The sequence below is a fragment of the Dryocola sharpae genome (assembly GCF_051307055.1).
Classification (GTDB): domain Bacteria; phylum Pseudomonadota; class Gammaproteobacteria; order Enterobacterales; family Enterobacteriaceae; genus Dryocola.
In genome coordinates this window covers 25,613-37,617 of record NZ_CP149994.1, presented here as the reverse complement: position 1 = coordinate 37,617, position 12,005 = coordinate 25,613, and the positions used below count along the sequence as shown (strand labels likewise).

General features: G+C 53.9%; 13 protein-coding genes. 5 read left to right on the top strand and 8 right to left on the bottom strand.

Features of this window, described 5'->3' with window-relative positions; all coding sequences use genetic code 11:
• Window positions 1–154 precede the first annotated feature (154 nt).
• Window positions 155–502: a DUF6404 family protein gene (locus WLO31_RS00175; protein ID WP_435928481.1), complete on the bottom strand. Its 348-nt coding sequence runs from the start codon at window positions 500–502 to the stop codon at window positions 155–157.
• A 258-nt stretch (window positions 503–760) separates the two neighbouring features.
• On the opposite strand from WLO31_RS00175, the gene emrD reads away from it, so the two are divergent.
• The 5 genes from emrD to WLO31_RS00150 all read left to right on the top strand — a co-directional run bounded on the left by emrD (window position 761) and on the right by WLO31_RS00150 (window position 6,713).
• On the top strand, window positions 761–1,945 hold the full coding sequence (emrD, locus tag WLO31_RS00170) for a multidrug efflux MFS transporter EmrD (protein WP_435928480.1): 1,185 nt from the start codon (window positions 761–763) through the stop codon (window positions 1,943–1,945).
• Between the two features lie 434 nt (window positions 1,946–2,379).
• The gene (locus tag WLO31_RS00165; protein WP_435928479.1) at window positions 2,380–3,774 is read left to right on the top strand and encodes an MFS transporter; all 1,395 of its coding nucleotides are present in this window, start codon (window positions 2,380–2,382) and stop codon (window positions 3,772–3,774) included.
• A 109-nt stretch (window positions 3,775–3,883) separates the two neighbouring features.
• Complete coding sequence (locus tag WLO31_RS00160; RefSeq protein ID WP_435928478.1) at window positions 3,884–4,921, top strand: LacI family DNA-binding transcriptional regulator; 1,038 nt, start codon at window positions 3,884–3,886, stop codon at window positions 4,919–4,921.
• 5 nt (window positions 4,922–4,926) lie between these two features.
• A complete protein-coding gene (locus WLO31_RS00155) occupies window positions 4,927–5,916 on the top strand; it encodes a nucleoside hydrolase (RefSeq protein ID WP_435928477.1) in 990 nt (329 codons plus the stop codon).
• Window positions 5,917–5,999: 83 nt separating this feature from the next.
• The gene (locus tag WLO31_RS00150) at window positions 6,000–6,713 is read left to right on the top strand and encodes an MgtC/SapB family protein (protein WP_435928476.1); all 714 of its coding nucleotides are present in this window, start codon (window positions 6,000–6,002) and stop codon (window positions 6,711–6,713) included.
• A 49-nt stretch (window positions 6,714–6,762) separates the two neighbouring features.
• Here WLO31_RS00150 and WLO31_RS00145 read toward each other — a convergent pair whose 3' ends face one another.
• From WLO31_RS00145 to WLO31_RS00115, 7 genes are all read right to left on the bottom strand, one after another.
• Entirely contained in the window at window positions 6,763–7,485 is a 723-nt protein-coding gene (locus WLO31_RS00145) for an amino acid ABC transporter ATP-binding protein (RefSeq protein WP_435930688.1), read from the bottom strand.
• Window positions 7,472–8,236, bottom strand: a complete 765-nt coding sequence (locus tag WLO31_RS00140) for an amino acid ABC transporter permease (protein ID WP_435928475.1) — start codon at window positions 8,234–8,236, stop codon at window positions 7,472–7,474. The genes WLO31_RS00145 and WLO31_RS00140 overlap by 14 nt, the downstream gene beginning before the upstream one ends.
• Before the next feature lie 43 nt (window positions 8,237–8,279).
• Window positions 8,280–9,017 carry a basic amino acid ABC transporter substrate-binding protein gene (locus tag WLO31_RS00135; protein ID WP_435930687.1) on the bottom strand — a complete coding sequence of 246 codons (738 nt, stop codon included), beginning with the start codon at window positions 9,015–9,017 and terminating at the stop codon, window positions 8,280–8,282.
• Window positions 9,018–9,151: 134 nt separating this feature from the next.
• A complete protein-coding gene (locus tag WLO31_RS00130; protein ID WP_435928474.1) occupies window positions 9,152–10,084 on the bottom strand; it encodes a cellulase family glycosylhydrolase in 933 nt (310 codons plus the stop codon).
• A 96-nt stretch (window positions 10,085–10,180) separates the two neighbouring features.
• Window positions 10,181–11,299, bottom strand: a complete 1,119-nt coding sequence (locus WLO31_RS00125) for an anaerobic sulfatase maturase (RefSeq protein ID WP_435928473.1) — start codon at window positions 11,297–11,299, stop codon at window positions 10,181–10,183.
• Window positions 11,299–11,658, bottom strand: coding sequence for a DUF202 domain-containing protein (locus WLO31_RS00120; protein WP_435928472.1), 360 nt, complete (start codon window positions 11,656–11,658; stop codon window positions 11,299–11,301). Before WLO31_RS00120 ends, WLO31_RS00125 begins: the two co-directional genes overlap by 1 nt.
• Window positions 11,648–11,995 (bottom strand): YidH family protein, encoded by a 348-nt coding sequence (locus WLO31_RS00115; RefSeq protein ID WP_435928471.1) that lies wholly within the window; start codon window positions 11,993–11,995, stop codon window positions 11,648–11,650. Before WLO31_RS00115 ends, WLO31_RS00120 begins: the two co-directional genes overlap by 11 nt.
• Window positions 11,996–12,005 lie beyond the last annotated feature (10 nt).

The following is a 12,005-nucleotide window of genomic DNA, read 5'->3' as shown; positions in this document are numbered from 1 at the left end:
AGTACAGACAGGGCGAAGGTTTCGGCCAGACGGGGCCAGGTTTTAATTTACAAAGGCTTATTCATACATCAGGCGAGGCTGTCGGTTCATGTTTACGCCAGTCCAAAAGAGGTGGGAAGCTGCCTCTTTTAATCTTTGCCGCAAAGGCATTCGCCTACACATCCTTCCATTTTGGCAGCCTGTAGTACCGACGCCCGAAGGCATAATATCCAGCCATAAAGAAGCCAAACAGCACGCCTGCGCTTAACATCTGCAGAAGCGCCATCATTAAATCAGTGCTTCCTGTATGCCATTGAAGCAACCACATTATCGCGCCCCAGGCTAAACCAAAGTAGAAAGCGTAGTCCAGGAATACGACGTAATAAGGAAGAAAATGAGGCGGTGGACAGTTAAACCTGAAACGCCATAACAGGCGGACAAAGGGTGGAGCATAATTACTTTTCCATATGCCTGTTTGCGCAAGTAAAAAGAGGGCCCGTTGTTTTTTAGCTTCGAAATCCATATCGGCTCGCAAGAGAAATTTTATTTAAAGAGAAATGACGATAAATCTCTGCGCAAGCTCACGCTGGGACAAACCGCGCATATCTGGCAATAAAAATTGCCGCTACGGCTTTACAGAATGCCATTTTCCCACGCGATCAAAAGCCGGACGCCATCTGGCCTTTCCTTATTTATATGGTAGATTCCTCTCTAATTTCACACCGTGACAGCACCATTCGCTATCACGAAGCGCCAAAATCTCTATAACAAACCTGAGAAAATGAAAAAGCTAGCCAATATCCACCTGCTGATGATGTTAATCCTGTTGGTTGCCGTCGGGCAGATGACGCAGACCATTTATATTCCGTCGATCCCTGATATGGCGCATACGTTTGGCGTGCGCGATGGCGCAATCCAGCGCGTAATGGCGGCTTATCTGCTGACCTACGGCGTATCGCAGCTTTTCTACGGGCCTGTTTCGGATCGTATTGGCCGCCGTCCGGTAATCCTTGCCGGCATGACAATATTTATCCTCGCCACGCTCTGGGCGCTATTCACCACCAGCCTGCCTGCGCTGGTGATTGCCAGCGCCCTGCAGGGGATGGGAACGGGCGTGGCAGGCGTTATGGCGCGAACCATGCCGCGCGATCTCTATGAAGGTCGCGATTTGCGTCATGCCAACAGCCTGTTAAACATGGGGATTCTGGTCAGCCCGCTGCTGGCCCCGGTTATTGGCGGCATGCTCGACTCGGTGTGGGGCTGGCGAGCCTGTTATGGCTTCCTGCTTGTACTTTGCACGCTTGTCGCATTCTGCATGCTGCGCTGGCTGCCGGAAACGCGCCCGGTTCAGGCCACGCCCCAGCGTTTGAGCGCCAGCTATAAAACGCTGCTCGGCAGCGGTTCGTTTAACTGCTATCTGCTGATGCTGGGAGGCGGGCTGGCGGGTGTGGCGGTATTCGAAGCCTGCTCCGGGGTGCTGATGGGCGGCGTGCTCGGCCTCAACGGCGTAGTAGTGAGCATCCTGTTTATTCTGCCGATCCCGGCGGCATTTTTCGGCTCCTGGTACGCCGGTCGCCAGAACGCGCGTTTCTCAACGCTTATGTGGCAGGCGGTGCTGAGCTGCCTGTTTGCGGGAATTTTGATGTGGCTGCCGGGCTGGTTTGGCATGATGAATATCTGGACGCTGATCGTGCCCGCCGCTCTGTTTTTCTTCGGGGCCGGGATGCTGTTTCCGCTGGCCACCAGCGGCGCGATGGAACCTTTTCCGTTCCTGGCGGGCACGGCCGGGGCGCTGGTTGGCGGCCTGCAAAATATGGGCTCCGGTGCGATGGCATGGTTTTCCGCCCTGCTGCCGCAAAGCGGACAGTTCAGCCTCGGGATGCTGATGACGGCAATGGGCGTGCTGATTCTGTTCTGCTGGCTGCCGCTTGCGCATAAGTTTCAGCGGCATGGTGAGGCGGTTTAGTTTTTGCCCGGCAAGTACGGCCGATAACCGTCTTTATCATAAGGGATGATGCCTGGCAGCTTCCCTTTTTTATTCGGTAGCGTGAATCCTCCTGGTTATGCCCATAGCCCTGGCAAAAAACATATAAAAGCAAACCAGGAAATTGCCATCGCCTTCCGACCACCCAAGAAATAAATAATCTAAAATCAATATATTACTTGAATATTATTAAATTTCTTTAATCGGATAACGGTTTACCGTCAGCCGGGGCTTTTGCATTTTAGAGTGATTTTCATCCCAGATTTAAATACTCAAGTTGATCAATCTACGCGCGTAGATAAACTCAGAAGCTAAAGAGAAAGGTGTGGTATCTACCCTGTAAGAGCCAAAGCTATTTCTGAATTTATCGGGGGAATATCACTGTAGCGACAGTCCTGACCTCCGGGAGTACCCTTATGACAATTGACGCAATTACCCCTCCGTTAACAGATGAGCAGCATGCGGCAGAAGAGCGCCTGGCTACGCCGGAAGGCAAGCGTGATTTTATGCGCGCTACATTTTCCTGCTGGCTGGGCACCACAATGGAATATGCCGACTTTGCTTTATATGGCCTTGCTGCTGGTATCATTTTTGGCGATGTCTTCTTTCCTGACGCCACTCCGGTTATGGCTCTGCTATCCAGCTTTGCTGCCTATTCGGTTGGGTTTATTGCACGCCCGATAGGAGCCCTGATATTTGGCTGGCTGGGTGACCGCTATGGCAGAAAAATGGTCATGGTGATCACCATTGCCTTGATGGGGTGCTCCACTACTTTGATCGGCCTGATCCCCGGCTACGCGCAGATTGGCGTCTGGGCGCCGGTCTGCCTGGTCATCCTGCGTTTTTCCCAGGGGTTAGGGGCTGGCGCTGAACTCTCAGGTGGAACGGTTATGCTGGGCGAGTATGCGCCGGTAAAGCGTCGCGGTCTGATTTCATCGATTATCGGCCTTGGTTCCAACAGCGGTACTTTGTTGGCATCACTGGCCTGGCTACTGGTGCTGCAAATGGATAAAGAAGCCTTGTTATCCTGGGGCTGGCGTATCCCTTTCCTGTGCAGCATGCTTATCGCTGCTGTGGCGCTATTTATTCGACGTCATATGCGGGAGACGCCGGTTTTTGAGCGCCAGAAGGCGCTGCTGGAAAAACAGCGTAAGCAAATCCTTGAACAGGGCGTTGTCGAGCAAAAGCAGGACACCCGCAGCTTCTGGAAGCGTACGCGAGCATTCTGGACTATGGTTGGCCTGCGTATTGGTGAAAACGGCCCCTCCTATCTCGCACAGGGATTTATCATTGGTTACGTCGCCAGGGTGCTGATGGTAGATAAGTCCGTGCCTACACTGGCGGTTTTTATCGCCTCGCTGCTCGGCTTCGCCATTATTCCTTTTGCCGGCTGGCTGTCTGACCGTTTCGGACGCCGCATCGTCTACCGCTGGTTTTGTTTGCTGCTAATTTTGTACGCTTTCCCCGCCTTTATCCTGCTGGATTCCCGCGAGCCGCTGTTTGTGATCCCGACGATTGTTGTCGGCATGGGCCTAGCCTCGCTGGGAATCTTTGGCGTGCAGGCGGCCTGGGGCGTTGAACTATTTGGCGTCACCAACCGCTACACCAAAATGGCATTTGCTAAAGAGTTAGGATCAATACTTTCCGGCGGCACCGCACCATTAGTTGCCTCTGCGCTCCTGTCATGGACAGGACATTGGTGGCCAATCGCGCTCTATTTCGCCGTAATGGCTGGCATCGGTCTGATAACCACCTTCTTTGCACCGGAAACTCGCGGCCGCGACCTGAATTTGCCTGAAGATGCCATTTAATTGCCGGAGCACTCCCCAGCGCAACTACGGTTTCCGCCAGGGATTTTTGTCCCGTAAACATTTATTCTGTTGTTCTGTTTATCGCCAGACAAAATAAAGCAGGTATTCAGTGATAAAGCGTCATGTCGCACGAGTCACCCGCGCTGAAGTGGCTAAAGAGGCCGGGACGTCGGTAGCGGTAGTCAGCTATGTAATAAACAATGGCCCGCGCCCGGTGGCTCCGAAGACTCGCGAGCGGGTATTAATGGCTATCAAAAAAACGGGCTATCGTCCGAATGGTATTGCACGGGCATTAGCCAGCGGCACCACGCAAACCTACGGGTTAATAGTGCCGGATATCGCCAACCCATTTATTGCATCTATGGCCCATGCTTTGCAGCAGGAAGCATTTGCAGACGGCAAGGTATTACTGCTGGGTGATGCAGGAGACAGCAGGGAGCGCGAACGTGAGTTAATTACTAATCTTCTGCACCGCCAGGTGGATGGCTTGATCTATATCAGCGTCGATCGTCATCCCTGGCTGGAGTTGATTCAGGAAAACGGTACGCCGTGCGTCATGCTCGACAGAGTCGATCCAGAACTTAATGTTTGTGCAATTCAGGTTAACGAACAGCAGGCAGCTTATCGGGCCACTCATCATCTCATCGAGCATGGCTATCGCGAGATTGCCATCATCTGTGGGCCGCTGGAAATGCTCAATACAAAGGATCGTATCAACGGCTGGCGGCTGGCGCTTGAGGAGGCAGGACTTAACGTTAATCCGCAATGGATTTTTTCTACGGATTATACCCGCAGCGGCGGTTATGAAGCCGCTCAGCGCATGCTCCGTGGCGCCACCCTGCCGCGGGCGCTGTTCGCCACTAACGAGCAGCAGGCATTCGGCTGTTTACGGGCGATGGCTGAACAGGGGTTAAAGGTACCAGAGGATCTGGCGCTGGTATGTTTTAACGGGACTATTGAATCCTCTTTTAACGTGCCTTCTCTGACAACGGTACGACAGCCGATCGCGCTGATGGCCAGAGAGGCGATTAACATGCTGAGAACATGGGACGGGAAGCCTCATAACCGTGAATTCTCTTTTGATTTGCAGATTGGTGAGTCCTGTGGCTGTCGGTCGTTAAAAGAGACAGCCCCCTCAGAGACATAAAGAATATGAAGCGCTTAATTATTGATTGCGATCCCGGTAATGGCGTCGCTGGTGCGAATGTAGACGATGGGCTGGCATTAGCGCTGGCGCTGGCAGCGCCAGAAATTTCACTGGAACTGATTACGACGGTTTCAGGTAATACGCCCAGTGAAATCGGTTACGCCGTAGTATGCGATCTCCTCTCCCGTCTCGGCGCTTGCGTTGAGGTAGCCCGTGGGGCGTCACGTGCTCTGGTTGAGCCTGCCGCACCCTGGCGGGAAAGTCTGGATCACAGCGTCGACAGGCATGGCCTGCGCCATTTGTGGGGCGGAATTGCTGCTCCCGATTTTCCAGGCAGCGCGGCTCCGCTAGCAGCAAACAGGATAGGCGAAATTATCTGCGCCAACCCGGGCGAAATCACTCTGGTAGCAATCGGCCCGCTGACCAACGTGGCGCTGGCGTTACAACTATATCCGCAGTTAGCGCAGGCGGTAAAAGAAATTGTCATTATGGGCGGCGTATTCCACGTTGATGGCTACTTTAAAGACACCAATTTTGGTTTCGATCCTGAAGCTGCTCATGCCGTGCTGACCAGTGAGGCGAATATTGTGCTGGTACCTATGGATGTAACCACGCAAACCCAAATGACCCATCAGGATCTGGATATTCTGGAAAGCTGTAATAACAGGCTGAGCCGCTACCTGGTCGATACGATGCGGCCATGGATGGACTATTCGATGCAAACCCGCCGTCTGCCTGGTTGCTGGATCCATGATGTCGTGAACATCGCCCTGCTGCTTGAGCCGAAGCTGGTTACCTGGGCTGAAGATTACGTTGACGTCTCGCTCAGCGGTTTAACTCGCGGTGTGACCTGCCGCTATGGCCCTGAGCACCTGAAACTGGCCGTTAACGTTGCCGCCCCCCAGGGAAAGCCCGTCAATATTGTACAGTCAGTTGATAATAAAGGCCTGCTCTCCATTATTGACCATTATATTCGCCGGTTTAATTGTCCATAAGCGGGTGAATGGACCCGTCACAGATTTTATGATTCATTCGATCTGAGCAAACCAAAAGCTAAAGTTGCATGAGGGAAATATAGATGGAGGATCTATTTTCGTTATCGGGCGGGCCCGGACCGTTGCCAATAGCTACGCTGGCAAAAATCCTTGCTGCTTTTGCTTTAGGTGGCATCATCGGCTTAGAGCGTGAGTCAAAAGGGAAACCCGTAGGCTTTAAAACATGCGTTATTATAGCCGTAGCCAGCTGCATATTAACCGTTGTCTCTATTCAGTCAGCCGAATATTACGCTGAAATGTCAGTAAATATTCGTAGCGACCCAATGCGGCTGGCCGCACAAATTATCAGCGGCGTAGGTTTTTTAGGTGCTGGTGTTATTTTGCATGGCCGTGATGACGCCATTTCTGGATTAACCACGGCGGCAATAGTCTGGGCCTCCGCAGGTATAGGTATCGCCTGCGGCGCCAGCTTTTATCTGCATGCTTTACTGGCAACTGCACTTTTTTTGCTGGCAATCAAGCTCAGCCCTTTTATTCTCTACCTGCAGTCGCACAGCCAGCATCCAGGAAAAGTAAAAGCGCGTTTAATCCTTTCTGACGCGGAAGGTTTAATATCGCTGTTGGCACAGCTTCGTCAGCAAAAAAACCATATCGACGCAATAACCATCCGCGATATTAAAAATAATAAGATTGAAGTAAGTATTAAGCTGATAATAAAGAAGAAAGTTACCCTACCGGAGCTTTATAATACGTTGCGTGCTATTGATTATGTCTGCTCCGTGGCTCTTGAACATTAACTCAGTTTATTATTTGCAATGGACGAGCGAATACAGCTCGCCCATTTATCTAAAGCACCTTACTTAAAAACTCTTTCGTCCGCGGGTTGGTCGGCGCGGTAAACAACTGCGATGGCGGGCCCTGCTCCTGAATTACGCCCTGATCGATAAAGATCACGCGGTCTGCCACTTCGCGGGCGAAGCCCATTTCATGGGTCACGATGACCATCGTCATGCCTTCCAGCGCCAGCTGTTTCATTACCGCCAGCACTTCGCCCACCAGCTCCGGGTCGAGCGCGGAAGTTGGCTCATCGAAAAGAATAATCGACGGTTCCATCGCCAGCGCCCGCGCAATGGCTACACGCTGCTGCTGGCCGCCGGACAGGCTCGATGGCCAGGCGTCGATTTTGTCTGTCAGGCCCACTTTATGCAGCAGCTTCTCCGCGCGGGATACCGCATCCGCTTTCGACAGCCCTTTGAGGGACATCGGCGCCATAATCAGGTTTTCGAGCACCGTCATGTGCGGGAACAGGTTAAACCGCTGGAATACCATGCCGATGCTTTCGCGCAGCGTATTCAGCCTGGTTTTTGGATCGTGCACCGCAAAACCGTTCACCATAACTTCGCCGCCGTCGGGCTTTTCCAGCGCGTTCAGGCAGCGCAGAAAGGTACTTTTCCCGGAGCCGGATGGACCGATAACGCACACTACTTCCTGGGGTGCGATGTCACACGAGATGCCGCGCAGCACATGGGTTTTGCCAAAATTTTTCTGTAAATCCTTAACGTGAATCACTTTTGCCAAACCTCTTTTCCATATGTTGCACCAGCAGCGAGAGCAGGAACGTCAGCACCCAGTAAACCAGCGAGATAGTCAGGTAAGGCTCCCAGTAAGTCGCGTAAGCCCCGGAAACGGTACGCGCGGCGTAAGCCAGATCGGCCAGACCAATCGCCGAAGCCAGCGAAGAGTCTTTGACGATTGCGATGGCGTTATTGCCCAGCGGCGGCAGGATGCGGCGAAACGCCTGCGGCAAAATAACTTTGCGCATCGTTTTGCCCCAGCCCATACCCAGCGCGCGCGAAGCCTCCATCTGGCCTTTGTCGATAGACTGGATACCGGCGCGGAAGATTTCCGAGACATAAGCCCCGGCGTTCAGCGTGATGGCGACCACACACGAGAGAAACGCGCCGTATTCGGAGCGCAGTTCGCGGGCAAAATCCATCGACATCAGGCCGCTGGTGACCAGTATGCCGTCACGCGGGTTGATGAACAGCGGCACCAGCGCAAAGTGTACGACCATGATCTGCACAAATAACGGCGTGCCGCGAAAAGCGCTTACGTAAACCCGCACCGGCCACTGTACGGCGTAGCGCAGCACATGTTTCCACGGGCCATCTTCGGCATGCGCCATACGGCCAAGCCCCAGCAGCAGGCCCCAGGTGGTGCCCAGAATCACGCAGATGATGGTGCATTTGATGGTCATGAGCGCGCCCTCCATAAAGAGCGGCGCATATTCTGAGATTATCTCCCAGCGGAATCCGGTCATACCTGTCCTTGTTGGGGCCGAAACGGCCCCGAGTCATGCGAAATTATTCAGCGGGGAGAGTTGGAACGTTGCTGTCAAACCAGGTGGAATAGATCTTCGCGTAGGTGCCGTCGGCAATGATTTTCTTCAGGCCTGAGTTGATTTTACCCAGCAGTTCCTGATTATCCTTCGCCACGGCGATACCAAAATACTGACGCTCAAATTTGGCGTCCGAAACCGTTTTCAGATCTTTTTCCGGATGGGATTTGATGTAGTACTTAATTACGCCAACGTCGCCCACGGCGGCGTCGATACCGCTTTCAGTTAATTCCTGCAGCATCAGCGGCGTGTTATCAAAGCGTTTGATATCGGTGCTGTTTTTACCCAGCGTGTCGGAAACCACAATATCGCCCGCGCTGGAGTTAACCACGCCAACTTTCTTCCCTTTCAGGGCGTTAATGGAATCCACCTCAGAAGCCGTCGGCACCACGATGGACTGCTCCGCCGGGAAATAAGGCACGGAGAAATCGACCATCGCTTTACGCTTGTCGGTGATGGTAATGCCGGAAATGATGATGTCGCGATCGCCGGAGTTCAAGGTGGCGAAAATCCCTTCCCACGGCGTGTTCACCAGCTTGATGTCAAAACCTTCCGCTTTGGCGACGGCTTTAATGATATCGATATCAAAGCCTTCAAGCTGCTTCTGGCTGTTTTCAAATTCAAACGGACGATAGGTTCCGCCGGAGCCGACCACGTAGGTTTGCTGCGCGGCATAGGCGGAAGAGAGCACGGAGCAGGCCATACACCCGACGAAAATAACTGTTTTAGCTAACGTTCTGATCATGTTGCGCTCCGATATATTCTTTATTTATGCATTTAATTTGCATAAAAATACATAATTTACTGGAACGCAGCAACTTAAAATTACGCAGCGGGTCAGCTTTTGCACTGCGGTTTAAGGATCGCATCCAGCAGCGGCTGCATTTCCGGCCGCCATGCGCCTTCTTCACCATCGTAAAATTTGCTGTCTTTATTCACCGCGTAGGGCAGATGGTTTTTCTGCAGTTCACAGGCGACAAAAGTGGCGAAGGCGATTTGCTGCGCTGCGGACGTGTTTTTAACAATCTCGCCCACCGACCACGCCCCCACCCAGCTCCTGTGTCCGGATTTTTGCTGCCAGCGCAGAACGCTATTGATGCGTGCACGAATTGCGGCTTTTTCCGCAGGCGTCCCCGTCGTCCAGCCTCGTTTGCCTTTGACCGCCACCGGCCCGTACGTGAACAGATGCCAGTCGACCAGCACCGGGCCGCGGTTTTGGTCAGGCCACTTCAGGCTGTCGGGCTGGGCATGCATATGCGGAGCGATAAGGATCGTGCGCTGCGGGCTTATTTTATGGATGGCCTTCGTGACTTTCTCATAAAGCGCGTTGAGCTGTGCGTGAGTCAGTTTTTCTGAGGGTTCATAGAGAATATCGAACCCGAGCAGCGGGCTGCTTTGCGCAAAATAGCGCGCCGCGGCGGTCCACCAGGCGACGATTTTGCCTTCGCTTTCTGTCCCCGCCTGATAGCTGATAATCGGCACAACGTGATATTGCTGACAGGCCTCGACGATTTTTTGCAGATGCACCAGGCGCTGGTGCGTAGGCTCGCCCGCCACGCGAATGCGAACGTGCCCGATGCCGCGCTGCTGAAAATCTTTTACCGCCAGCGGATCGAACTCACGGATGCCGCGCTCGGTCATCGCCCAGTCGACGATCATTCCCACGCCTAGCTGGCTGGACCAGCTTTGCGGCGTTAACGCGGGCTGCGTTGACGCCAGAGCGCTTACGCTTACGCACAGCGCTGCCACAACAACGATCGGCTTCAGCATTGTCCTGTAACTTCATGATGAAGGGGGAAAACCTAATATGTAGCATGGTTCAGGCAAAGCGGGGAGTGCGGATTGCAATAAAACGTAACCACGCGGCTATCGCCGCTGCAACAGCCCCATCAGTTCTGCGGGCGAGCGACGCTGCGCCAGCAAATCACGCATCACCTTCATACAGGGTGCGCTGTGGGTGAAAAAGCTGTGGTAGCTGTGGCAAAGATAACTTTTCCCCTGGCTGATGCGATGCTTCGGGCAGTCGCCCTGGCATAAAGGCCGCACGGGACAAAGCTGGCAATCCTGCGTCAGCAGGCGATTTTTATTTTTGCCAAAACGCACTGCCGCCGGGCTTTGATTTATCTCGCTAAGCGAAGCGCCGTGCAGGTTACCAAGTTTGTAATCTGAATAAACGTAGTGGTCGCACTGGTAAACGTCGCCGTTCGCTTCGAGGGCAAAGGCATGGCCGCAGGTTTCGCTGAAGGTACATATCTGCGCCGGGTAGCCGCTCCATACGCCAAGCGTTGAATCAAAAAGCTGGACAAAAACGTTTCCGATATCTTCCCGCACCCAGATGTCGAAAACGGTATTGAGGAAAACGCCGAACTGTTCAGGCGATACGGATTCCGGCGTAACCGCGCCGTTCTCATCCCGCTCCACCAGCGGGATAAACTGTAAAAATGGCGTACCGAGCGTTTTTAAATAGCGGTATAGCCGCTCCGGCTGCTGGCCGTTGAGCTGATTAACCACGGTCAGCAAATTGAATTCAATTAGGTGCGCTTTTAGCTTTTCAACGGCGGCAAGCACCAGATGATGCGTAGGTTTATCGCTGCGCGTGCGGCGATACTCATCGTGAAGGTCCGCCGGGCCGTCGATGGAAATCCCCACCAGCCAGCCGTTTTCTTTTAAGAAACGGCACCAGGCGTCGTTTAGCAAAACGCCGTTGGTCTGCATGGTGTTCTGAATCCGTTTTCCTGCGGCATAGCGCTTTTGCAGAGCGACTGCGCGCTGGTAAAACGGCAGGCCCGCAAGCGTCGGCTCGCCGCCCTGCCAGGCAAATTCCACCGTGTCGCCGGGCTGCGCGGCGATGTGCTGACGAATAAACGCTTCCAGCGTGGCGTCGTCCATTACGGGCTGCCGGGGCTTTTCGAGATAAAAACAGTACCGACACTGAATGTTGCAACCTGAACTGGTGGGCTTAGCCATAACATGACATCCGCGCATCAGAAGCCTCCCGATAACGCCACAATTTGCCGCACGTGCACCGCCACAAACAGCAGCGCCAGGCAGCAGACCGCCAGCGCGATAAGTAATTTGGCGCGCATGGTGCGCCCGTCGGCAAAATCATTGATGGCGATGTCCATCAGGTTACGCTGCCGGGCATAGCGATAGATAACCACCGCCACGGCGGTCAGCGCCACAAACACCATCCAGAAAAACGGCCCGGCGTGCTGCCAGCTATGGCGCAGCGCGAGCATGAGCAGCGCGCCGTAGCCCAGAAACGTGCGGTACCACGCAAGGGACGTTCGCTCCGGCTGCAGGCCGGGATCGGCGCTGCGCCGCTGCATGCGGCTATCCGGCATAGGCCACCATCAGCATCGCGACGGCGGCGACAACGACCAGCACCAGGCTGATGACCTGCAGGCTGCGGGTATAGGGCAGATCCTGCTTGAGCCGCATCGCTTTTTCATTGCGCAGCCAGCGCAGATAACCGTAAACCGCCAGCATGCCGGCAAATAAACACAGTAGCAGCGCAATGGTTTCGCGTATCAGCGGCGTGGCGAGATCGGGGGCGAGCTGATCGAGCCCGACGCCGGCAGCCAGAAAACCCAGCGCGGTGCGGATCCACGCCAGGAAGGTTCGTTCGTTAGCAAGCGAGAAACGGTAGTCTGGCGCTTCGCCTACTTTGGCTATCTTCATTTAGCATCCT